Genomic DNA, 23,255 nt, shown 5'->3' with positions numbered 1-23,255 from the left:
AGGGAGTTAGCCGCCGAACTGATCCGGATCGGGGCCCAGGCGCTTGCCCTGATCGAGCTTCGCAATCTCACCGAGCTCGTCTTTGTCGAGACGGAAATCCCAGACGTCGAAGTTCTCGGCGATACGCGATGGCGTGACGGATTTCGGGATCACGACCAGACCGTTATCCAGATGCCAGCGAATGACAATCTGCGCCGGCGTTTTACCGTATTTATCCGCCAGGTCACGAATGATTTTTTGATCGAAAACGCCTTCACCGCCCTGTGCCAGCGGACTCCAGGATTCCGTCTGGATTTTGTGCGTCGCATTCCACGCGTGTAGCTGGCGCTGTTGCATCAGTGGATGCAGTTCGATCTGGTTAATCACCGGCGTAACGCCCGTTTCGTCAATCAGGCGCTGGAGGTGGTTGACCTGGAAATTACACACACCGATGCTCTTAATCAGCCCCTCTTTTTGCAGATCGATCATGCCTTGCCAGGCGGAAACATAGTGATCGATTGCCGGAACCGGCCAGTGCATCAGATACAGGTCGAGATAATCTAACTGGAGTTTTTCCAGACTCTCCATCAACGCGTCGCGGGGGCGTTTCTGATCGTCATTCCACAGCTTGGTGGTGATGAACAACTCATCGCGGGGGAGACCTGCGCTGGCTAACGCTTTGCCGACGCCGTCTTCATTTTTGTAGGCGGCGGCGGTATCTATGGACCGATAGCCGACTTCCAGTGCTTTATGAATGGCGGAGACGACCTCGTCGTTACCGGCTTTCCATACGCCTAACCCCAGTTGGGGCATTACATTGCCATCCTGAAGCTTAATTACGGTTTGGTTTGCCATTTTTCCTCCTTCATGTGCTCATCACCGGAGGGGGACTCCGGTGATGTAAGGTGACTTAAGTCTGGACGAAATGCCCAAAAACGAAAGTCAGAGGTGAAAAAAGCTTAGCGCGCTGCCTCGTAAATGCGGCGGCTGACATCCAGGGTAATGTCTTTATGCTCACCCAGTTGCGTCATGCCGTGCTCTTCCAGTTTCGCCAGCAGAGCCGGGATTGAACTGCCGTCAAGGCCATAGCCAGACAGGCGAGTCGGGACGCCCAGTTGCTCGAAGAAATTACGGGTGGCTGCAATCGCGGCATCGATACGCTCATCTTCAGAACCGTCGGTGATGTTCCACACGCGCTCTGCATATTGCAGCAGTTTTTCGCGTTTGGTATCGCGTTTTTCATTCCACAGTGCGGGCAGAACGACCGCCAGCGTCTGAGCGTGATCCAGACCGTGCATCGCCGTCAGTTCATGGCCCAGCATATGGGTTGCCCAGTCCTGCGGCACGCCTGCGCCAATCAGGCCGTTCAGCGCCTGGGTGGCTGCCCACATAACGTTCGCACGTACATCGTAGTTTTCCGGGTCTTTAAGCGCTTTCGGGCCATCTTCCACCAGCGTCAGCAGAATGCCCTCCGCGAAGCGATCCTGAATTTTGGCATCAACCGGATACGTGACGTACTGTTCAACGGTATGCACAAACGCATCAACCACACCGTTCGCCACCTGACGCGGTGGCAGGGTGTAGGTATAAACCGGATCCAGTACCGCAAAGACTGGCTGCACATGGGCAGAATGGAAGGCCTGTTTGTCGCCGGTGGTTTTACGCGAGATAACCGCGCCTTTGTTGGATTCTGAACCGGTCGCCGGCAGCGTCAGCACAGAACCCATCGGGATTGCGCTTTTGATATCGTTACCGCTGGTCTGCAGGATATGCCACGGGTCAACGCCATCCGCATAGTGGGCGGCAGCAGCGATGAATTTGGTGCCATCAAGAACAGACCCCCCGCCGACGGCCAGCAGGAAGGTAATGTTCTCTTCACGGGCGATGTTGACTGCGTTCATCAGCGTTTCATACGACGGGTTAGGCTCAATGCCGCCAAATTCGCGCACGTCCAGGCCTTTCAGCGCCTCCTGGACTTGCGCCAGTACGCCCGTCTTTTTCACGCTACCGCCGCCATAGGTGATCAGCACGCGTGCGTCTTGTGGGATTTGTGCGCGCAGTTCCGCGATTGCGCCTTTGCCAAACAGAATGCGTGTCGGGGTATGCAGATTAAAGTTATTCATTGCTCGTTCCCTTATGTGGGTAAAAAAAGAGGGCAGGTGGGGCTGCCGGATGGAGAACATTGTGGTCGTGCGCGGCTATCCTCTCAATGCTCATTTCTGCCAATGTCTTGCCCATTTCTCCACAATGCTGGAGAAAAGCGATCAATTTGCGCACAATCAAGGCGTCGTCATCCGTTGAGAAAATAACCCGTTATGAACCGCGAAGAGATCTGTTTACTGCTGACAGATAAAGTTAAGCAGTTGAAAAACAATGAACATAAGCTCAGTGAGCTGTTGCCGGACATCCGTCTGCTGTACGGCACCGAACCGGGTTCACGGACACCCGTGATGTACGATCCCGGCATCATATTTCTCTTTTCCGGTCATAAAATCGGTTACATCAATGAGCGAGTTTTCCGTTATGATGCCAATGAATACCTGCTGCTGACCGTACCTCTACCCTTCGAATGTGAAACCTATGCGACTCCGGACGTACCGCTCGCCGGATTTCGCATCAATGTCGATATCCTGCAATTGCAGGAACTGCTGATGGACATTGGCGAGGACGAACACTTTCAGCCGTCGATGGCGGCAAGTGGGATCAACTCCGCCACGCTCTCAGAGGAAATTCTCTGTGCGGCGGAACGTCTGCTCGACGTCATGGAGCGACCGCTGGACGCGCGGATCCTCGGTAAACAGATTATCCGTGAAATCCTCTATCACGTCCTGACCGGGCCACGCGGCGGCGCGCTGCTGGCGCTGGTGAGTCGCCAGACCCATTTCAGCCTGATTAGTCGCGTGCTCAAACGCATTGAAAATAAGTACACCGAAAACCTCAACGTCGAGCAACTGGCGGCCGAAGCCAATATGAGCGTCTCTGCGTTCCATCATAATTTTAAATCAGTGACCAGCACATCGCCGTTACAGTACCTGAAAACCTATCGGTTACATAAAGCGCGGATGATGATAATTCACGACGGCATGAAGGCCAGCGCGGCGGCAATGCGGGTGGGTTATGAAAGTGCATCGCAGTTTAGTCGTGAATTTAAGCGCTATTTCGGGGTGACGCCGGGAGAAGATGCGGCGCGGATCCGCACTATGCAGGGGAGTTAACGTTATTGTGAGGCAGCCGGATGAACGACGTGTCATCCGGCTGGATTCAGGTCAGGCGCTGCAGTATTTCTTCTTAATCACCACCACCACCGTGCCGATCAACCCCGCCGCCAGCAGAAAAATGGGCAGGATCATCAGGAAGGTCATGACCTGATCTTCATGGCGCTTCACAAACGGGATCATGCTAAGTGCGTAGCCAAAGCTGGTGACCACGCCGACCCACAGCAGCCCGCTCAGCCAGTTGAAAAACTGGAAGCGACGGTTAGAGAGCCCGGAAATCCCCGCCATGGTTGGCAGCAGTGTGCGCACGAACGCCAGAAAACGGCCTGCCAACAGCGCCAGCAGACCGTGACGGTCAAACATGCAGGTCGCGCGCTGGTGGTATTTCGCCGGAAGTTGCGCCAGCCAGCCTTTTACCGTTCGCGTATTGCCCAGCCAGCGTCCCTGAATATAACTGAGCCAACAGCCGAGGCTGGCCGCTGTCGTCAGGATCAGCAGGGTAGGAACAAAGCTCATGACGCCTTGCGCGACCAATGCGCCTGCTAAGAGCAGCAGACTATCGCCGGGCAAAAATGAGGCCGGTAACAGGCCATTCTCTAAAAACAGCGTGGCGAACATCACAAAGTAGACGACGCTAACAACATGTGGGTCCGCCAGCGCGGCAAAATCATGTTGCCAGAGCGCAGCGATAATATCTTGAATGACAGCCATGGACTTTCCTGTGGAACAGCGTTTACGCCTTAATAATCCTATTGTACTCCTGAACGGGCCCGGATGACTTGATCCCGGGCGCAACAAATGCAGACAATTTCGTTCGACGTGTCTGCATAGATGTCCATTGGCGTCAATTTTACACGAGGCGGGAAAATCCGGCGGCTAAATCTGCAATCAGATCGTCAACATTCTCTAAACCAATGTGGAGGCGAATCAGTGTGCCGCTGAAATCCACACCCCCTTCCGGGCGAATTTCTGCAATCTGTTCAGGCTGATTGGCCAGAATCAGCGACTCAAAACCGCCCCACGAATAGGCCATGCTGAAGAGGCTGAAGTGATCCAGATAAGCGGACAGCTCGTCATTATTGAGCTTTTTATTCAACACAAACGAGAACAGGCCGCTGCTCCCCGTAAAGTCACGTTTCCAGAATTCGTGTCCTTTACTGCCTGGTAACGCCGGATGATTGACCCGCGCGACCTGCGGATGGGCTGCCAGCCATTCGGCAATTTTCAGACTGCTTTCATGATGCTGGCGCAGACGCACGCCCAGGGTGCGCAGCCCGCGGCTGGTCATATAGGCCGTGTCGGCATCGACCATTTGTCCCATCAGATAGGCATTCTCGCGCAGTTGATCCCAACAGCGGGCGTTCGAAACGGCGGTGCCGACCATGGCATCCGAGTGACCAATCAGGTACTTGGTCCCGGCCTGAATCGAAATATCAACGCCGAAGTCGAGGGCTTTAAACAATATGCCCGCCGCCCAGGTGTTATCGATCATAATGATGGCGTCCGGCACAATGCGTCTGACAGCGGCGACAATTGCCGGGACATCGTGGACTTCCATGGTCACGGAACCCGGAGACTCGAGGAAAACGACTTTGGTGTTGGGCTGAAGATGCTTAACTATGTCAGCGCCAATCAGCGGATCGAACCAGCCAGTGGTCACACCCAGTTTGCCGAGGATTTTGGTGCAGAAATCCTGGCTCGGCTCATAGGCCGTATTGGTCATCAGCACGTGATCGCCCTGTTCGACAAAAGCCAGAATCGTATTGGCGACGGCCGCCGCGCCGCAGGGGAAGAGCGCACAGCCAGCGCCGCCTTCGAGTTCACACATCGCTTCCTGCAGCGAGAAATGGGTTAATGTGCCGCGGCGCCCGTAAAAAAGTTCGCCGTTGGCGCGGTTGCGGGTGGCGTGCTTTTTGGCTTCGACCGTTTCAAAAACCAGCGAAGAAGCGCGCTGAATCACACTATTCACTGAGCCCAGCGTGTATTTTTTACTGCGCCCTGCGCCGACCAGTCGGGTGTCCAGTTGTTTATCTGCCATGTTGGGTTTCCTGTTTTTATACGTCTGGACGTCTAAACTATCACGAATGGAAAAATGCGCATCCCCAGGAACGGGATAAAGCACAATATTTTATCAAAATCACCTCCCGTGACGTTTTACTGCGTAAGCGCAAGGAAAAGAAACCAAAGGTGCGGCACTATGTAAATAGTAATGAGAACGACTATCAATTCGACGTCGTTTTGATATTATTACGCTCAGAATTTGTGATTTGCGTCCTGGAGATACAGAGTGGGTAATAATTTGATGCAGACGGATCTTTCCGTCTGGGGTATGTATCAGCACGCCGATATCGTGGTTAAGTGCGTGATGATTGGTCTGATTCTGGCGTCAGTGGTCACCTGGGCTATCTTCTTCAGTAAGAGTGTTGAGTTCTTCTCCCTGAAGCGTCGGCTTAAACGCGAACAGCAACTGTTGGCGGAGGCCCGCTCTCTGGATCAGGCAAGCGATATCGCAGCAAACTTTGGCGCCAAAAGCTTAAGCACCCAATTGCTCAATGAAGCGCAGAACGAACTGGAACTGTCTCAGGGCAGTGAAGACAACGAAGGCATCAAAGAGCGTACCGGTTTTCGTCTGGAGCGTCGCGTTGCGGCGGCGGGACGTCAGATGGGGCGCGGAAATGGCTACCTGGCGACCATCGGGGCGATTTCACCGTTTGTTGGGTTGTTCGGTACGGTCTGGGGCATCATGAACAGCTTTATCGGGATTGCGCAAACGCAGACCACTAACCTTGCCGTTGTTGCACCAGGTATTGCGGAAGCACTGCTGGCGACGGCCATTGGTCTGGTTGCCGCGATACCCGCCGTGGTTATCTATAACATCTTCGCCCGTCAGATTGGCGGTCTTAAAGCGATGCTGGGCGATGTGGCGGCACAGGTGCTGTTACTGCAAAGCCGCGACCTGGATCTGGATGCAAGCGCATCTGCCCGTCCGGTACGTACCGCGCAGAAATTACGTGTAGGGTAAGGCTTCATGGCAATGCGTCTTAATGAAAATCTGGACGATAACGGTGAAATGCATGAAATCAACGTGACGCCGTTTATCGACGTTATGCTGGTACTGCTGATCATCTTTATGGTGGCTGCGCCGCTGGCGACAGTGGATGTGAAGGTCAATCTGCCCGCGTCCTCCAGTACGCCGCAACCGCGTCCGGAAAAACCGGTTTATCTGTCGGTCAAAGCGGACAACAGCATGTTCATTGGTAACGATCCGGTGACGGACGAGACCATGGTGGCAGAACTGAACGCGCTGACCGAAGGCAAGAAAGACACCACGATCTTCTTCCGGGCAGATAAAACCGTCGACTATGAAACCCTGATGAAGGTGATGGACACGTTGCATCAGGCTGGTTATCTGAAAATTGGTCTGGTCGGTGAAGAGGTCGCGAAAGCGAAATAATCGTTGTCGCCATGGGCACAATGAGAAGAAAGGCCGGGTAAGGCGTTATCGCTACCCGGCTTTTTTATTGCCCATCGCGCCGGGTTTGCACCTGACGTTCATTGAGCGCAACGGTAGTGATGGTAATCGTGCGGGTGTTTCCTTCGGCCAGTTTGCGCGTCAGTCGCAGCGTGGCGGTCTCACGAGCTAGCAAATGTTGCCAGGTGCTCTCCAGTCGCGCCATGATTTTGTCACCCAGCGCCGGGTTCTGTTTGATAATGGCGTTGATCGCCGCGCCATAAATCTCTTCCTTCACCTGAAGCGCGTATATTTCCCGTCGGTTTTGCCATTTCAGACGAACCAGCGCCGCAGGAATAGAAGTCACTTCTTGCGCCACGCTTTCGAGGACCGCATTTTTATTGGCGATGAGTGCGGCAAGATTCTGCTTTAAGATAAATTGATCGCTTTTATTCTCATCTAAAGCCAAATAGACATTGTTATCTTCAACATCTTTAATCATTGTTCGTCGTCCAGAGAATAGAAAAGGGGTGAGTCTTTCTCCCGGGTAATTAAGTTAAGCCAAATTTCGTTGCCGTTTTCATTTATATGCGTGGTCATTTCAGTGATTATTTTACTTAAGGTCTGGGCATCGATATCGCCTTCAGCCTGTAACGCATTAATAACCCGAGCGAAAGTCTCAATTTTCGCTACCCGCTCAAGACGTTCTTTAAAATGACGGTCACGTTCTTCGAGTAGGATATTTTTAGATTGCCCGGTGGCGGTTGTGCTAATTAAGATATCGGCCTCATAATCACTGAGGGTTGTTTTTCCCTGAGTAAAATTATCATTATTTTCTACTGTTTCTTCCGTCTGACCTGACGCTGACAGATGAAAACGCGGTGGGACAAGGTGCTCAGGCAGCATGTCACAATATCCTTTAATATCAAATGTATAGTTATTTTTATTTGGCAGGTCGCGTTGACAATAACATGGGGTAATTTTAGAATCAAAAAAAATGGAGTCATTCTATGAACAGTATTTTTTATTCTGTCATTACCTTGCTATTGTTGACCGGCGGCGTGCTTTTATTAATGCGCGAGTTTAATAAACCGCGCAACGCTGAAGAACTGCCCTCTGAGACTCAATCAATACCGCTGACTAAAGAAGAGGGGGAGGACCATTTCTCCGCGCTGATGAATGCTATTACACCGGTATGGTACTGGCGCGTCAATCACGAATATATTGATTTCCTTCACGCAACAATAAAACGCATGACGATGGCGCAATTGAATGACACGCCAGGACTGTTTGACGCCCAGCGACGCTGCAGCGATCTCAATTCAGCGGTGTATAAATACTACGACACGATAAAAAAACGCTGTCTCAACGGCGAAAAAGTTCCCCATTCCGATCTCGATGTGCTGAACTTACGCCAGTGCTTCCGGGAGTTTAGCGTCGAGGCGTATCCATCGCTGGTGGCGCTGGTGTGGCCCGAGTATCAGCGCCCGTGGATCAATCCCGACGAAGTTTAAGGAGGATGTTGATCTGATGTTGCGCAATTGGGATATACTGTCGCCCGGTTTTTGCAACATCACAGGAATTTATGGAACGCTTTCTCGAAAACGTTATGTATGCGTCTCGCTGGCTGCTGGCCCCGGTCTACTTTGGTTTGTCGCTGGCGTTGGTTGCGCTGGCGCTAAAATTCTTTCAGGAAATTTTTCATGTTCTGCCCAATGTCTTTTCGATGGCAGAAGCTGACCTGATTCTGGTGCTGCTGTCCCTGGTGGATATGACGCTGGTCGGGGGACTGCTGGTAATGGTGATGTTTTCCGGCTATGAGAATTTCGTCTCGCAACTTGATATCGCTGAGGGACGGGAAAAGCTGAACTGGCTGGGGAAGATGGATGCGACCTCACTGAAAAACAAAGTTGCGGCCTCGATTGTTGCTATCTCTTCCATTCATCTGTTGCGTGTATTTATGGATGCGAAAAACGTGCCGGATAACAAGCTGATGTGGTACGTCATTATCCATCTCACTTTCGTCTTGTCGGCGTTTTTGATGGGCTGCCTCGACCGGTTAAACCGCCATAAGCACTGACAGAACAGGCCGGGCAGCCGTTGTCGCTACCCGGCGCTGAACGTTACTTATCGGACGATGCCTGCCAGAGGTTCAGTTGGCCGTCAGCGACATGCTTATCAATCTGCGTCAACTCTTCTGTGGTGAACGACAAATTTTTCAACGCCTGAACGTTTTCTTCCAGCTGCTCCGGGCGGCTTGCGCCAATCAGCACGGAAGTGACGCGATCGTCTTTCAGCAGCCAGCTAAGCGCCATTTGCGCCATTGACTGACCGCGCTGTTGCGCCATTTTATTAAGCAGACGCAGACTGCTGAGGTTAGCTTCCGTCAGCATATTCTCAGTCAGACCGCGCACTTTCTTCCCTTCGCGCTGCATACGTGAACCGTCCGGAATGCCGTTCAAATACTTCCCGGTGAGCAATCCCTGCGCCAGTGGCGTAAAGGCGATGCAGCCCACGCCATTGGCTTTCAACGTATCCAGCAAACCGCTTTTATCCACCCAGCGGTTCAGCAGGTTATAAGAGGGCTGATGGATCAGCAGCGGGATCTTCCATTCGCGCAAAAGCTGAGCCATTTTTTGTGTCCGTTCCGGCGAGTATGACGAAATACCAACATACAGCGCTTTCCCACTTTGCACAGCGTGTGCCAGCGCAGACGCCGTCTCTTCCATCGGCGTGTTTTCGTCCACGCGATGAGAATAGAAAATATCGACGTAATCCAGGCCCATCCGTTTCAGGCTCTGATCGAGACTGGCGAGCAGGTATTTACGCGAGCCGCCGGAACCATAAGGACCTGGCCACATGTCGTAACCGGCTTTGGTCGAAATAATCAGTTCATCACGATACTGGGCAAAGTCTTCGCGCAGCAGACGCCCGAAATTTTCTTCGGCGCTGCCCGGAGGCGGCCCATAGTTATTGGCTAAATCAAAGTGAGTAATGCCTAAATCAAAGGCTTTTCGCAACAGTGCGCGCTGCGAGTCGAGGGCTTGTACGTGACCGAAGTTGTGCCACAGACCGAGCGATAGCGCAGGCAGTTGGAGGCCGCTGTTACCGCAGTAGCGGTACTGCATATTCTCATAGCGATCAGGGGAGGCGTTCCAGGACATGATGTCTCCTTTCTTGTGATGAATTTTCGAAACAGCGTTTTCATTCTATGCTTATAGAATCACAAATCCCGGAGATATGCGATGACGCGTCTGACAGCCAAAGATTTTCCGCAAGAATTACTCGATTATTATGACTACTACGCCCACGGGAAAATCTCAAAACGGGAGTTCCTCAATCTTGCGGCAAAGTACGCCGTTGGCGGGGTGACGGCGCTGGCGCTCTTCAATATGCTCAAGCCCAACTACGCGCTGGCGGAACAGGTGAAATTTACCGATCCCGATATATTGCCTGAATATATTCATTATCCGTCACCAAACGGTCATGGCAGCGTGCGCGGGTATCTGGTGAAGCCGGTCAACACAACGGGCAAGGTCTCCGCCGTGGTGGTGGTACATGAGAACCGGGGGCTGAATCCTTATATTGAAGATGTTGCAAGGCGGGTAGCAAAAGCGGGCTACATTGCGCTGGCGCCCGACGGTTTAAGCTCGGTAGGTGGCTATCCAGGAAACGATGAAGAAGGGAAGGTCTTGCAGCAGAAAGTGGATCCGACAAAGCTGATGAATGACTTTTTCGCTGCCGTCGAGTTTATGAAGCAACACCCGGACGCCAGCGGGAAAGTGGGGATCACCGGATTTTGTTACGGCGGTGGCGTCTCAAATGCCGCTGCCGTGGCCTATCCTGAACTGGCGTGTGCGGTGCCGTTTTATGGTCGCCAGCCTGCCGCTGCGGATGTGCCGAAGATAAAAGCGCCGATCCTGCTGCACTACGCGGCGCTGGATAAAAATATCAATGAAGGCTGGCCTGCCTATGAAGCCGCGCTCAAGGCCAACAATAAGGTCTATGAAGCCTGGATCTATCCCGGTGTAAACCACGGATTTCATAATGATTCCACACCGCGATATGACGAGGCTGCCGCCGAATTAGCGTGGAAACGAACGTTGGGATGGTTTGATAAATATTTATGATAAAAAAAAGGAAAATAAACGATTGATTAATACTACTGGCATTTTTCATTATCTTTTATATGTATACAGCGACCAGGGATATTGTTTGCGAGAGTAAAAAAACTAAAAGTAAGTATATATTCTTCACTCTTTGCCGATAACGAAGGTGAGTCTCGCCAGATGGCGAATCCCTTTAATATGGCAAGGATATATCTATGCGACTTTTGCAAAATTTCACCATTCGTCTTGTCATGCTGACAATACTGGGCGTCTTTTGTCTTCTCTGGTCAGGAGTGGGATTATATAGCGTTCACGCGCTGTCAAAAGTGTCAGAAGGCAACGAAGTCGATCGCCATCTTGTTCGCCAGATGACGGTGCTCAGCCAGGGCAACGATCAATATTTCCGCTTTGTTACCCGCCTCAGTCGTGCGATGGAGTTGAAAGCCAGCGGCGGCACGCCGGATTTCGCTCCCGTGCAGCAGGCGCTGGATAACATGAGCAAAAAGTTGCAGGAAATGAAAACGCTCTCGCCAGGGCCGATGGATCCTGAGGTTGCCGCTGCGGTGCTGGCGAGCTGGCAGGATCTGCTCGATAAAGGCGTCACGCCGCAAATGCAACTGGCGCAGCAGGGCACGCAGAGTGCCTGGAGTGAGCAGGCGAATAATGTGACGCCTGCGTTGAGCCGGGCGTTTGGTGCCAGTGCAGAACGCTTTAATAAGGCCGCAGGTGTGATGCTCGATCAAACCCGCGTCATGGTAGATGGCAAAACGTCGATCATCCGTACCCTAATCATTGGCGCGGTGATCCTGGGCATTGCAATTCTCTTCTTCACCGATCGCTATCTGGTGACCATGCTGGTGAAACCGCTGGCGCGGATCCGCCAACAGTTTCGCCAGATTGCTCAGGGCGATCTCAGTCAGCCGATTGACGATATTGGCCGCAACTGCGTCGGCCAATTAGTGCCTTTATTACGGGCGATGCAGGACAGCCTGCGCGACGCCGTGAATACTATCCGTTCTGGCAGCGATAATATCTGGCGCGGCGCCACTGAAATCTCCAGCGGCAACAACGATCTTTCATCGCGAACGGAAGAGCAGGCTGCGGCGCTGGAAGAGACGGCTGCCAGCATGGAACAGCTCACTGCAACGGTGAAACTGAATGCGGATAACGCCCGTCAGGCAAGTCTTCTGGCTGATGCGGCATCACGCACGGCAGGAAAAGGCGGTTCGCTGGTGTCCGAAGTGGTCGAGACCATGGACGGAATTTCCGCCAGCTCGAAGCAGATTGCGGAAATTACGACCGTCATCAATAGCATTGCCTTCCAGACCAACATTCTTGCATTGAACGCTGCGGTCGAAGCGGCGCGTGCGGGTGAGCAAGGGCGTGGATTTGCCGTCGTCGCAGGTGAAGTGCGTAATCTGGCAAGCCGCAGTGCAAACGCGGCAAAAGAGATTGAAACACTGATTGCCGAATCCGTGCGCCGCGTCGACCACGGCGCGACGCTGGTGAAGGATACTGGCTCAACGATGGAGGCGCTCCTGCGTGGTGTGACGGAAGTGAACACCATCATGAAACAAATTGCCTCGGCGTCTGAAGAGCAGAGCAAAGGGATTTCGCAGGTGGGCGTTGCGATTACTCAGATGGATGGTGTTACGCAGCAAAACGCCGCGCTGGTGGAGCAGGTTTCCGCCGCGGCTGCGGCGCTGGAGAGACAAACGGAAGATTTACAACGTTCTGTGCAACAGTTCCGGTTATCGCAAAATGACGCCCCCAGTCTCCCCGGAAAAGGTGCCGCTCCCGCCGGGCAGCGACGCCCGACTCCCACAGCGGCAGGCGATGAATGGGTGGCATTCTAAGGCCCAGTAAAAAGTCGCTGAACCCTCTGGCCTTTGCTTAAAATATCGCTATATAATTTATTGTATAGCGATTGAGGAGAGGTCATGAATAATCATTTTGGCAAGGGTCTGATGGCCGGATTAAACGCCACGCAGGCTGACAGCGCCCGAAACGTAGCGAAATTTTGTTCGGATTATAAACGTGGCTTCGTACTAGGATTCTCGCATCGCATGTTTGAAAAAACCGGCGACAGGCAACTCAGCGCCTGGGAAGCGGGGATCCTGACGCGTCGCTATGGGTTAGATAAAGAAATGGTGATGGATTTCTTTCGGGAAAATCAGTCCAGCATCACGATTCGTTTTATTATGGCCGGCTATCGACTCGAAGGTTGATCCAAAGGGGGTATTATCTTGCTTTAATTAATTACACTACCGGCTATTCCCTTCGTTTTAGTATCCCCTCGCAGTATCATAGACTACATAACCATAACAAAAGTGTGGTAAATGGCGCACCGATCGCAGTTACGGTTTTGCGATTGATGCAAAATAAGAGCCAGGTCTTCGTAACGGAATAACTATAAAATGACTGGAGATAACACTCTCATCAATTCCCATGGCGTCAACCGCCGTGATTTCATGAAGCTTTGTGCAGCACTCGCCGCCACAATGGGGCTCAGCAGCAAAGCCGCCGCCGAAATGGCTGAGTCGGTATCCCGTCCGCAGCGCCCGCCGGTTGTCTGGATTGGTGCTCAGGAATGCACGGGCTGTACCGAATCCCTGCTTCGCGCGACCCACCCTACGGTAGAAAACCTTGTCCTGGAGACCATCTCTCTGGAATACCATGAGGTGCTTTCCGCCGCCTTCGGCCACCAGGTTGAAGAGAACAAACACAATGCGCTCGAGAAGTACAAAGGGCAGTATGTGTTGGTCGTTGATGGTTCCATCCCGCTAAAAGATAACGGTATTTACTGCATGGTTGCCGGTGAGCCCATTGTGGATCATATCCGCAAAGCGGCAGAAGGCGCGGCGGCAATTATCGCTATCGGTTCCTGCGCTGCATGGGGCGGCGTCGCCGCTGCTGGCGTGAACCCGACCGGTGCGGTTGGCCTGCAGGAAGTTCTGCCGGGTAAAACCATCATCAACATTCCGGGCTGTCCGCCGAACCCGCATAACTTCCTGGCGACCGTCGCCCATATCATCACCTGGGGCAAGCCGCCGAAGCTGGATGCGAAAAACCGTCCGACCTTCGCCTATGGTCGCCTGATTCACGAGCACTGCGAACGTCGTCCGCACTTCGATGCGGGTCGCTTTGCGAAAGAGTTCGGCGATGAAGGTCACCGCGAAGGCTGGTGCCTCTACCACCTCGGCTGTAAAGGGCCTGAGACCTGGGGCAACTGCTCCACACTGCAATTCTGCGACGTTGGCGGCGTCTGGCCGGTGGCGATTGGTCACCCATGCTACGGCTGCAACGAAGAAGGCGTTGGTTTCCATAAGGGCATTCACCAACTTGCTCACGTGGAAAATCAGACACCCCGCTCCGAAAAACCTGATGTGAACATAAAAGAGGGCGGCAACATTTCTGCCGGCGCTATTGGGTTGCTTGGCGGCGTTGTCGGTCTGGTGGCCGGCGTCAGCGTGATGGCGGTACGTGAACTGGGGCGTCAGCAAAAGAAAGATAACGCTGACTCACGGGGAGAATAACCGTGAACAGACGTAACTTTATCAAAGCAGCCTCCGGCGGGGCGTTGCTGTTAGGCGCTGCGCCGTCTATCAGCCACGCGGCTGCAGAAAATCGCCCGCCCATCCCCGGTTCTCTGGGTATGTTGTATGACTCGACGCTGTGCGTGGGCTGTCAGGCCTGTGTGACCAAGTGTCAGGATATCAACTTCCCGGCGCGTAACCCGGAAGGGGAGCAGACATGGTCGAACAACGACAAACTGTCGCCGTACACCAATAACATCATTCAGGTGTGGCGTAGCGGTACAGGCGTGAATAAAGATCAGGAAGAGAACGGCTATGCATACATCAAGAAACAGTGTATGCACTGCGTCGATCCCAACTGCGTTTCCGTCTGCCCGGTTTCCGCACTGAAAAAAGATCCGAAAACCGGCATCGTTCATTACAACAAAGACGTTTGTACCGGCTGCCGTTACTGCATGGTTGCCTGTCCGTACAACGTGCCGAAGTATGACTACAACAACCCGTTTGGTGCGCTTCACAAATGTGAATTGTGTAACCAGAAAGGCGTTGAGCGTCTCGATAAGGGCGGCTTGCCGGGCTGTGTTGAGGTTTGTCCTGCCGGTGCGGTCATTTTTGGTACCCGTGAAGAGTTGATGGCCGAGGCGCAAAAACGTCTGGCGCTGAAGCCTGGCAGCGAATACCACTATCCTCGTCAAACCCTGAAAACGGGCGATACCTACGTGCATACTGTGCCGAAGTACTATCCACATCTTTACGGTGAAAAAGAGGGCGGTGGGACTCAGGTGCTGGTACTGACCGGGGTGCCTTACGAGAATCTGGATCTGCCGAAGCTGGATGAGATTTCAACCGGCGCGCGTTCCGAACATGTTCAACACACCCTGTATAAAGGCATGATGCTACCACTGGCCGTGCTGGCGGGCTTGACCGTGCTGGTTCGTCGTAATACCAAAAACGACCATCACGACGGAGGAGACGATCATGAGTCATGATCCTAAACCGCTGGGCGGCAAAATTATCAGCAAACCGGTCATCATCTTCGGGCCGTTAATCATCCTCTGTATGCTCCTGATCGTGAAGCGTCTGGTATTTGGATTGGGGTCTGTCTCCGATCTGAACGGCGGTTTCCCATGGGGCGTCTGGATTGCCTTTGACCTGTTAATCGGCACCGGCTTTGCCTGTGGCGGTTGGGCGCTGGCATGGGCGGTGTATGTCTTCAACCGGGGACAATACCATCCGCTGGTGCGTCCGGCGCTGCTGGCGAGTCTGTTTGGTTATTCTCTGGGGGGCTTGTCGATCACCATTGATGTGGGTCGTTACTGGAACCTGCCGTACTTCTACATTCCGGGTCACTTCAACGTGAACTCGGTGTTGTTCGAGACGGCGGTCTGTATGACCATCTACATTGGGGTGATGGCGCTGGAATTTGCCCCTGCGTTGTTTGAACGTCTGGGCTGGAAGGTGTCGCTGAAACGCCTGAATAAGCTGATGTTCTTCATCATCGCTCTCGGAGCGCTGTTGCCGACCATGCACCAGTCCTCAATGGGCTCGCTGATGATCTCGGCAGGCTACAAAGTGCATCCGCTGTGGCAAAGCTATGAAATGCTGCCGCTGTTCTCGGTATTGACCGCCTTTATTATGGGCTTCTCGATCGTCATCTTCGAAGGCTCTCTGGTTCAGGCTGGCCTGAGAGGAAAAGGCCCGGATGAGAAGAACCTGTTCATCAAGTTGACGAACACCATCAGCGTGATGTTGGCGATTTTTGTCGTGCTGCGCTTTGGTGAGCTGGTTTACCGGGGCAAGCTGTCGTATGCCTTTGCCGGCGATTTCTATTCAGCAATGTTCTGGCTTGAAGTCGTGCTGATGGTCTTCCCGCTGGTCGTCCTGCGCGTTGCTAAATGGCGTAATGATTCACGCATGTTGTACCTGTCTGCGCTCAGCGCGCTGCTGGGTTGTGCGACATGGCGTCTGTCCTATTCGCTGGTGGCATTTAATCCAGGCGGCGGTTACCACTACTTCCCAACCTGGGAAGAACTGTTGATTTCTATTGGTTTTGTGGCTATTGAGATTTGCGCTTACATCGTACTCATTCGTCTACTGCCGATACTTCCTCCTTTAAAACAAAACGATCACAATCGTCATGAGGCGAGCAAAGCATGAGCCAGAGAATTACTATTGATCCCGTAACCCGTATTGAGGGGCACTTACGTATCGATTGCGAAATCGAAAACGGCGTTGTATCAAAAGCATGGGCCTCCGGTACCATGTGGCGCGGCATGGAAGAGATCGTGAAAAATCGCGATCCGCGTGATGCGTGGATGATTGTGCAACGTATTTGCGGCGTTTGTACGACCACGCACGCGATCTCCTCGGTTCGTGCGGCAGAAAGCGCGCTGAACATTGACGTTCCGGTTAACGCACAATACATCCGTAACATCATTCTTTCAGCGCATACCACTCATGACCATATCGTTCACTTCTATCAGCTTTCGGCGCTTGACTGGGTGGACATCACGTCTGCACTGAACGCCGATCCGGCGAAAGCTTCCGCAATGCTGAAGGGCGTGTCGACCTGGCACCTGAACAGCGCGGAAGAGTTCACGAAGGTTCAGAACAAGATCAAAGACCTGGTTGCCAGCGGCCAGTTGGGGATTTTCGCCAACGGTTACTGGGGACACCCGGCGATGAAACTGCCGCCGGAAGTGAACCTGATTGCGGTAGCTCACTATCTGCAGGCGCTGGAATGCCAGCGTGATGCCAACCGCGTGGTGGCGCTGCTGGGCGGTAAAACGCCGCACATCCAGAACCTGGCGGTGGGTGGCGTTGCCAACCCGATCAACCTCGACGGCCTGGGCGTACTGAACCTGGAACGCCTGATGTACATCAAGTCCTTCATCGACAAGCTGAGCGACTTTGTTGAACAGGTGTACAAGGTCGATACTGCGGTTATCGCCGCGTTCTATCCAGAATGGCTGGAGCGCGGTAAGGGGGCGGTTAACTATCTGGCTGCACCGGAATTCCCGACCGACGGTAAAAACGGCAGCTTCCTGTTCCCTGGCGGTTATATTGAGAATGCCGATCTGGCGAGCTATCGTCCGATCTCCTCTCACTCCGACGAGTACCTGATCAAAGGGATCCAGGAGAGCGCCAAACATGCCTGGTATAAAGACGAAGCTCCGCAGGCACCGTGGGAAGGGACGACCATTCCGGAATATAACGGCTGGTCGGATGATGGCAAATATTCATGGGTGAAATCCCCGACCTTCTACGGTAAAACCGTCGAAGTGGGGCCGCTGGCGAACATGCTGGTTAAACTGGCGTCCGGACGTGAGGCCACGAAAGCGAAACTGAATGAAATCATCGCGATTTATCAGAAGCTGACGGGCAAAACGCTGGAAGTGGCGCAGTTGCACTCTACGCTGGGGCGTATTATTGGTCGTACCGTTCACTGCTGTGAACTGCAGGGTATCCTGCAGAATCAGTACAGTGCGCTGATCGCCAATATTGGCAAGGGCGACCACACCACGTTTGTGAAGCCGAATATTCCGGCGACAGGCGAATTTAAAGGTGTGGGCTTCCTTGAGGCACCGCGCGGGATGCTTTCTCACTGGATGGTGATTAAAGACGGTATCATCAGTAACTATCAGGCGGTTGTACCGTCAACCTGGAACTCCGGCCCGCGTAACTTCAACGATGACGTCGGTCCGTACGAACAGTCGCTGGTAGGTACGCCGATTGCCGATCCGGAAAAACCGCTGGAAGTGGTACGTACTATTCACTCCTTCGACCCTTGTATGGCGTGTGCGGTGCACGTTGTTGACGCTGACGGGAACGAAGTTGTCTCTGTGAAGGTTCTGTAATGCGGATTTTAGTCTTAGGGGTCGGCAATATTTTGCTGACCGATGAAGCCATCGGCGTTCGTATCGTTGAAGCCTTAGAGCAGCGATATGAATTGCCGGATTTCGTTGAAATCCTCGATGGCGGTACGGCGGGTATGGAGTTGCTCGGCGACATGGCGAACCGGGATCATCTGATCATCGCGGACGCCATTGTCTCGAGAAAAAACACCCCGGGTACGATCATGGTCCTGCGGGATGATGAAGTGCCGGCGCTGTTTACCAACAAAATCTCCCCGCATCAATTGGGCCTGGCCGACGTTCTGTCGGCCCTTCGCTTTACCGGCGAGTTTCCGAAAAAATTGACGCTCATTGGCGTCATTCCGGAATCGCTGGAGCCGAATATTGGTTTAACGCCAACGGTTGAAGCGATGATTGAACCTGCGCTTGCGCAGGTTCTGGCTGCGCTGCGTGAGTCGGGCGTTGAAGCGATCCCACGGGAGGCGACGCATGTCTGAGGAGATTTCCGGGTTCCAGACTGCTCCGAAAGCACAGGTTCAGGCTGCGTTTGAAGCGATTGCGCAGCGTTCAATGCACGATCTGTCCTTTCTGCATCCTGATATGCCAGTGTATGTCTCTGACTTTACATTGTTTGAAGGGCAGTGGACGGGATGTGTGATTACGCCGTGGATGCTGAGCGCGCTGATTTTCCCCGGACCAGACCAGCTCTGGCCAGTGCGTAAAGTCAGTGAAAAGCTTGGGTTGCGTCTGCCGTATGGCACGATGACATTCACGGTGGGCGAACTGGATGGTGTATCGCAATACCTCTCCTGCTCGCTGATGTCGCCGCTCAATCACAGTATGTCGTCTGAAGAGGGCGTACGTCTGGCTGATGACTGCGCGCGAATGTTGTTGTCGCTGCCGGTCAGCGATCCGGATGCGCCGCAGACAAGCCGTCGCGCGCTGCTGTTCGGGCGTCGGGGTTTGCAGAATGCATGAGCTGTCTCTTTGCCAGAGTGCGGTTGAAATTATTCAACAGCAGGCTGAACAGCATGGCGTAAAGCGCGTCACCGGCGTGTGGCTGGAGATTGGCGCGCTGTCCTGTGTTGAAGAGAGCGCGGTACGTTTTAGTTTTGATATTGTCTGCCAGGGGACGGTAGCGCAAGGCTGTGAATTGCACATCGATTACAAACCGGCGCAGGCATGGTGCTGGGATTGCAGTCAGGCGGTTGAAATCACTCAACACGATGCGCAATGTCCGCGTTGTCATGGCGACCGACTGCGTGTTGATACCGGCGATTCGCTGAAAGTGAAAAGTATTGAAGTTGAATAACCCATGATGTGACATGGGGCGGAGTCAGACATGTGTATAGGCGTTCCAGGCCAGGTTCTGGCCGTCGGTGAAGATATTCACCAGCTTGCGCAGGTGGAAGTGTGCGGCATCAAGCGTGATGTGAATATTGCGCTGATTTGTGAAGGCAGTCCTGCGGAACTGGTCGGGCAGTGGGTGTTAGTGCATGTGGGGTTTGCCATGAGCATCATCGATGAAGAAGAAGCCAAAGCCACGCTGGATGCACTACGCCGTATGGAGTACGACGTCACCAGCGCATAAGAGTGAATGCCGGATAGGTTCTGTCCGGCATTTTTTTGCGTTAATTCTGGCGCTTATCTTCGGTATTGGTCTCGAAATCGCTGGCATCATGACGTTCATGAAGCTGCTCATTCAATGGCCCGTTGGTCCGGTTCACAATCCGTCCGCGTTTAACGGCTGGACGTTCAGCGATCTCTTTTGCCCAACGCTGCACATTTTTGTAGCTGCCCGCGTCAAGAAATTCTGCCGCATCGTACACATTGCCCAGCACCACGTTGCCAAACCATGGCCAGATAGCCATATCCGCAATGGTGTACTCATCGCCTGCCACGTAAGCGTTATTCGCCAGCTGTTTATCCAGCACGTCGAGCAGACGTTTGGCTTCCATTGTAAAGCGGTTGATCGCGTACTCAATCTTCACCGGCGCGTAGTGATAGAAGTGACCGAAGCCGCCGCCGAGGAAGGGCGCTGCACCCTGCAGCCAGAACAGCCAGTTTAATGTCTCTGTACGTTTTGCTAAATCCTGTGGCAGGAAATAACCATATTTTTCTGCCAGATACAGCAGGATCGAGCCCGACTCAAACACACGCACCGGTGGATTTTGCGAATGATCGCGCAATGCCGGGATCTTCGAGTTGGGATTCACCTCCACAAAGCCGCTGGAGAACTGATCGCCTTCGCCAATGCGAATCAGCCAGGCATCGTACTCTGCGCCGCTCACCCCCTGCGCGAGCAGCTCTTCCAGCATGATGGTGACTTTCTGGCCGTTCGGCGTACCCAGCGAATAGAGCTGAAGCGGATGTTTACCGACCGGCAGCGTTTTGTCGTGCGTCGGACCGGAGACAGGACGGTTGATGTTGGCGAACGCACCGCCATTGGATTTTTCCCACGTCCAGACTTTCGCGGGCTGATAAGTGTTATCTGACATGTTGATCTGCCTTCTGAGTGGTTGTGTTGAAGCAGTGTAGCAGGTCGCCATTCGTACCTTTAACAGATCGGCACATTTACACCTGCCTATTTTTTGTTGTTGCGCACGCTCCCGCTGCGTTGAGGTGTATGATGGTCGACGGTGTAGGGCAGGCAAGCAGAAGCTGCTCAGCAGTATAGTTTTGAGGTAAGGTGCATGAGCAAAGGAACGACCAGTCAGGATGCCCCGTTCGGGACATTATTGGGCTATGCCCCCGGTGGTGTAGCGATCTACTCTTCAGATTACAGCTCCCTCGACCCGCGGGACTATGACGATGACGCCGCGTTTCGCAGCTACATCGACAACGAATACATGGGCCACAAATGGCAGTGCGTCGAGTTCGCGCGCCGTTTTCTCTTCCTGAATTATGGTGCGGTGTTCACCGATGTTGGCATGGCGTGGGAGATTTTCTCGTTGCGTTTCCTGCGCGAAGTGGTGAACGACAACATTCTGCCGCTACAGGCGTTTCCTAACGGGTCGCCTCGCGCACCGGTCGCCGGGGCGCTGCTGATCTGGCAGAAAGGCGGAGAATTTAAAGACACCGGCCATGTCGCGATTATCACTCAATTGCTGGATAACAAAATCCGCATTGCCGAGCAGAACGTCATTCACACGCCGCTTCCTCCCGGACAGCAGTGGACGCGTGAGCTGGAGATGGTGGTGGAAAATGGCTGCTATACCCTGAAAGACACCTTTGACGACACTACTATTCTGGGCTGGATGATCCAGACCGACGATACCCGGCACAGCCTGCCACAGCCGGAGATCGCCAATGATTCGCTGAAGATTGGCGCGGCAAGACTGGAAGAAAACGGCCAGTTTGACGGTAAATGGCTGGATGAACAGGATCCGCTGCAAAAAGCCTATGTGACAGCGAACGGTCACGTGATCAATCAGGATCCGTATCAGTATTTCACGATGACCGAGAGTGCCGAACAGGAGTTGATCAAAGCGACCAACGAGCTGCATCTGATGTATCTGCACGCTACAGACAAGGTGCTGAAAGACGACAATCTGCTGGCGCTGTTCGACATTCCCAAAATCCTCTGGCCGCGTTTGCGTCTCTCCTGGCAACGCCGTCGCCACCATATGATCACCGGTCGTATGGATTTCTGTATGGATGAGCGCGGGTTGAAAGTGTACGAATACAACGCCGATTCCGCGTCGTGCCATACCGAAGCGGGGCTGATCCTCGAACGCTGGGCGGAGCAAGGCTATACCGGTAAAGGACATAACCCGGCAGAAGGCCTGATCAATGAGCTGGCGGGGGCCTGGAAACACAGCCACGCGCGTCCATTCGTGCACATCATGCAGGATAAGGATATTGAGGAGAACTATCATGCCCAGTTTATGCAGCAGGCGCTGCATCAGGCCGGGTTTGAAAGTAAGATCCTGCGTGGGCTGGATGAACTGCGCTGGGACGATGCCGGACAACTCATTGACGGTGACGGACGCCTGGTGAACTGCGTCTGGAAAACCTGGGCGTGGGAAACGGCGATTGAGCAGGTGCGTGAAGTCAGCGAAACCGAGTATGCCGCCGTGCCGATTCGTACCGGACATACCCATCAGGATGTGCGGTTGATCGATGTGCTACTGCGCCCGGAAGTGCTGGTCTTTGAGCCGCTGTGGACGGTGATCCCGGGTAACAAAGCGATCCTGCCGATCCTGTGGCAACTTTTCCCGCACCACCGCTATCTGCTGGATACCGATTTTGTCGTCAATGATGAACTGGCACAAACCGGTTATGCGGTGAAACCGATTGCGGGTCGCTGTGGCAGCAATATCGACCTGGTCAGCCATCAGGAAGAACTGCTGGACAAAACCAGCGGGAAATTTGCTGCACAGAAGAACATTTATCAGCAGCTTTGGTGTCTGCCAAACGTTGCCGGTAAGTATATTCAGGTGTGCACTTTTACCGTTGGCGGCAACTACGGCGGCACCTGCCTGCGTGGCGACGAATCGCTGGTTATTAAGAAAGAGAGCGACATTGAACCGTTGATTGTGGTGAAGGGGTGAGCTCTCAGCAGGCTACGGTTATAGCCGGGCATGTCTCTAAAGCCGAAAGCTGACCGATGCAGTCGTTGTGTAAGAATCCGTAATCTCCCAGGGATTACGGATTTTTTTTGCTTCTCAACCTGGTTCTCAGTACTGTCGATTTGCGGTTGTCGTGGCACACTAATTTTGTCATCTGAATAATACTTTCCTAACCTTTGGTTTTTCAAAAACCATAATCTACTCTCTTTATTATCCGGAAGGTATTTGATCATAGACGATGTTTAGTTATTAAGTTGAGTAGTGGAATTGTAATGACGGAGTAGTCTGTTTAATGTGAAAGAGAATGCTTAACGCCCTCTTCTAAATACCACAGTATCCAGACAGATCAAATTTCTTCTCACTGTTTCTTGCCCTGATGGTGATGCTTAATTTGACATCGTTACCTTCTTCTTCCATATTTGATTTTTGTAATGAAGATTGTATCGTCGTAATCGAAATATCATTGTTTTTGAAAGTAGATGTGGTTTTATCTGATTGTATCCGCTTTAATGTTAACATTTTGCCATTCAGTTTTATAAT

25 protein-coding genes and 1 pseudogene are annotated in these 23,255 nt (G+C 53.1%); 17 read left to right on the top strand and 9 right to left on the bottom strand.

The genetic code is table 11. The features are described from left to right. Window positions 1–6: 6 nt before the first annotated feature. Both dkgA and yqhD read right to left on the bottom strand, forming a co-directional pair. Complete coding sequence (gene dkgA / locus JTI98_RS01600; protein ID WP_042998156.1) at window positions 7–834, bottom strand: 2,5-didehydrogluconate reductase DkgA; 828 nt, start codon at window positions 832–834, stop codon at window positions 7–9. A 104-nt stretch (window positions 835–938) separates the two neighbouring features. Further along, window positions 939–2,102, bottom strand: a complete 1,164-nt coding sequence (yqhD, locus tag JTI98_RS01595; RefSeq protein ID WP_216081852.1) for an alcohol dehydrogenase — start codon at window positions 2,100–2,102, stop codon at window positions 939–941. A gap of 192 nt (window positions 2,103–2,294) precedes the next feature. Between yqhD and JTI98_RS01590 the strand changes: the two genes are divergently transcribed. Next, complete coding sequence (locus JTI98_RS01590; RefSeq protein ID WP_044328397.1) at window positions 2,295–3,194, top strand: AraC family transcriptional regulator; 900 nt, start codon at window positions 2,295–2,297, stop codon at window positions 3,192–3,194. A 51-nt stretch (window positions 3,195–3,245) separates the two neighbouring features. Here JTI98_RS01590 and yghB read toward each other — a convergent pair whose 3' ends face one another. Both yghB and metC read right to left on the bottom strand, forming a co-directional pair. Then, window positions 3,246–3,905 carry a DedA family general envelope maintenance protein YghB gene (yghB, locus tag JTI98_RS01585; protein WP_042998153.1) on the bottom strand — a complete coding sequence of 220 codons (660 nt, stop codon included), beginning with the start codon at window positions 3,903–3,905 and terminating at the stop codon, window positions 3,246–3,248. 139 nt (window positions 3,906–4,044) lie between these two features. Next, entirely contained in the window at window positions 4,045–5,232 is a 1,188-nt protein-coding gene (gene metC / locus JTI98_RS01580; RefSeq protein WP_216081851.1) for a cystathionine beta-lyase, read from the bottom strand. Window positions 5,233–5,481: 249 nt separating this feature from the next. On the opposite strand from metC, the gene exbB reads away from it, so the two are divergent. Then, window positions 5,482–6,216, top strand: coding sequence for a tol-pal system-associated acyl-CoA thioesterase (gene exbB, locus JTI98_RS01575; RefSeq protein ID WP_044328395.1), 735 nt, complete (start codon window positions 5,482–5,484; stop codon window positions 6,214–6,216). A gap of 6 nt (window positions 6,217–6,222) precedes the next feature. Next, window positions 6,223–6,648, top strand: a complete 426-nt coding sequence (gene exbD / locus JTI98_RS01570) for a TonB system transport protein ExbD (RefSeq protein WP_042324207.1) — start codon at window positions 6,223–6,225, stop codon at window positions 6,646–6,648. 64 nt (window positions 6,649–6,712) lie between these two features. On the opposite strand, the gene JTI98_RS01565 is transcribed toward exbD, so the two are convergent. Then, window positions 6,713–7,144, bottom strand: a complete 432-nt coding sequence (locus JTI98_RS01565) for a hypothetical protein (RefSeq protein ID WP_043001747.1) — start codon at window positions 7,142–7,144, stop codon at window positions 6,713–6,715. Next, a complete protein-coding gene (locus JTI98_RS01560; protein WP_042998150.1) occupies window positions 7,144–7,551 on the bottom strand; it encodes a hypothetical protein in 408 nt (135 codons plus the stop codon). The genes JTI98_RS01565 and JTI98_RS01560 overlap by 1 nt, the downstream gene beginning before the upstream one ends. 104 nt (window positions 7,552–7,655) lie before the next feature. Between JTI98_RS01560 and JTI98_RS01555 the strand changes: the two genes are divergently transcribed. Together JTI98_RS01555 and JTI98_RS01550 are read left to right on the top strand one after the other, a co-directional pair. Continuing rightward, window positions 7,656–8,159, top strand: a complete 504-nt coding sequence (locus tag JTI98_RS01555) for an ESA_00282 family adhesion-associated protein (RefSeq protein ID WP_042998149.1) — start codon at window positions 7,656–7,658, stop codon at window positions 8,157–8,159. 71 nt (window positions 8,160–8,230) lie between these two features. Further along, complete coding sequence (locus tag JTI98_RS01550; RefSeq protein WP_042998148.1) at window positions 8,231–8,725, top strand: TIGR00645 family protein; 495 nt, start codon at window positions 8,231–8,233, stop codon at window positions 8,723–8,725. A 43-nt stretch (window positions 8,726–8,768) separates the two neighbouring features. On the opposite strand, the gene JTI98_RS01545 is transcribed toward JTI98_RS01550, so the two are convergent. Beyond that, window positions 8,769–9,809 carry an aldo/keto reductase gene (locus tag JTI98_RS01545; RefSeq protein WP_044326838.1) on the bottom strand — a complete coding sequence of 347 codons (1,041 nt, stop codon included), beginning with the start codon at window positions 9,807–9,809 and terminating at the stop codon, window positions 8,769–8,771. Window positions 9,810–9,890: 81 nt separating this feature from the next. Here JTI98_RS01545 and yghX point away from each other — a divergent pair, with 81 nt between their 5' ends. From yghX to hybG, 11 genes are all read left to right on the top strand, one after another. Beyond that, window positions 9,891–10,775, top strand: coding sequence for a YghX family hydrolase (gene yghX, locus JTI98_RS01540; RefSeq protein ID WP_054177125.1), 885 nt, complete (start codon window positions 9,891–9,893; stop codon window positions 10,773–10,775). Window positions 10,776–10,969: 194 nt separating this feature from the next. Then, window positions 10,970–12,610 (top strand): methyl-accepting chemotaxis protein, encoded by a 1,641-nt coding sequence (locus tag JTI98_RS01535; protein ID WP_042998145.1) that lies wholly within the window; start codon window positions 10,970–10,972, stop codon window positions 12,608–12,610. Window positions 12,611–12,694: 84 nt separating this feature from the next. Next, entirely contained in the window at window positions 12,695–12,982 is a 288-nt protein-coding gene (locus tag JTI98_RS01530) for a DUF2623 family protein (RefSeq protein ID WP_216081850.1), read from the top strand. Window positions 12,983–13,171: 189 nt separating this feature from the next. Then, window positions 13,172–14,290, top strand: coding sequence for a hydrogenase 2 small subunit (gene hybO, locus JTI98_RS01525; protein ID WP_216081849.1), 1,119 nt, complete (start codon window positions 13,172–13,174; stop codon window positions 14,288–14,290). Window positions 14,291–14,292: 2 nt separating this feature from the next. Continuing rightward, window positions 14,293–15,279, top strand: coding sequence for a hydrogenase 2 operon protein HybA (hybA, locus tag JTI98_RS01520; RefSeq protein WP_042998142.1), 987 nt, complete (start codon window positions 14,293–14,295; stop codon window positions 15,277–15,279). Continuing rightward, entirely contained in the window at window positions 15,269–16,447 is a 1,179-nt protein-coding gene (hybB, locus tag JTI98_RS01515) for a Ni/Fe-hydrogenase cytochrome b subunit (RefSeq protein ID WP_042998141.1), read from the top strand. Before hybA ends, hybB begins: the two co-directional genes overlap by 11 nt. Further along, entirely contained in the window at window positions 16,444–18,147 is a 1,704-nt protein-coding gene (gene hybC, locus JTI98_RS01510) for a hydrogenase 2 large subunit (protein WP_046401890.1), read from the top strand. The genes hybB and hybC overlap by 4 nt, the downstream gene beginning before the upstream one ends. After that, window positions 18,147–18,641, top strand: a complete 495-nt coding sequence (locus JTI98_RS01505) for a HyaD/HybD family hydrogenase maturation endopeptidase (protein ID WP_042998139.1) — start codon at window positions 18,147–18,149, stop codon at window positions 18,639–18,641. Before hybC ends, JTI98_RS01505 begins: the two co-directional genes overlap by 1 nt. Beyond that, window positions 18,634–19,122, top strand: coding sequence for a hydrogenase-2 assembly chaperone (gene hybE, locus JTI98_RS01500; RefSeq protein WP_042998138.1), 489 nt, complete (start codon window positions 18,634–18,636; stop codon window positions 19,120–19,122). The genes JTI98_RS01505 and hybE overlap by 8 nt, the downstream gene beginning before the upstream one ends. Beyond that, window positions 19,115–19,456 carry a hydrogenase maturation nickel metallochaperone HypA gene (hypA, locus tag JTI98_RS01495; RefSeq protein WP_042324177.1) on the top strand — a complete coding sequence of 114 codons (342 nt, stop codon included), beginning with the start codon at window positions 19,115–19,117 and terminating at the stop codon, window positions 19,454–19,456. Before hybE ends, hypA begins: the two co-directional genes overlap by 8 nt. A 30-nt stretch (window positions 19,457–19,486) precedes the next feature. Then, a complete protein-coding gene (gene hybG, locus JTI98_RS01490; protein WP_042998137.1) occupies window positions 19,487–19,735 on the top strand; it encodes a hydrogenase maturation factor HybG in 249 nt (82 codons plus the stop codon). A 40-nt stretch (window positions 19,736–19,775) separates the two neighbouring features. Here hybG and yghU read toward each other — a convergent pair whose 3' ends face one another. Next, complete coding sequence (yghU, locus tag JTI98_RS01485) at window positions 19,776–20,642, bottom strand: glutathione-dependent disulfide-bond oxidoreductase (protein WP_058587574.1); 867 nt, start codon at window positions 20,640–20,642, stop codon at window positions 19,776–19,778. Window positions 20,643–20,837: 195 nt separating this feature from the next. Here yghU and gss point away from each other — a divergent pair, with 195 nt between their 5' ends. Next, window positions 20,838–22,697, top strand: coding sequence for a bifunctional glutathionylspermidine amidase/synthase (gene gss, locus JTI98_RS01480; protein WP_044255709.1), 1,860 nt, complete (start codon window positions 20,838–20,840; stop codon window positions 22,695–22,697). 339 nt (window positions 22,698–23,036) lie between these two features. On the opposite strand, the pseudogene JTI98_RS01475 reads toward gss, so the two are convergent. After that, a pseudogene (locus tag JTI98_RS01475) lies at window positions 23,037–23,255 on the bottom strand (adhesin); the annotation flags it as partial.

This window comes from Citrobacter sp. MGH 55, from assembly GCF_016906145.1.
GTDB lineage: Bacteria > Pseudomonadota > Gammaproteobacteria > Enterobacterales > Enterobacteriaceae > Citrobacter_A > Citrobacter_A amalonaticus.
The sequence above is the reverse complement of the archived record's forward strand: the minus strand, read 5'-3'. Positions and strand labels throughout refer to the sequence as shown.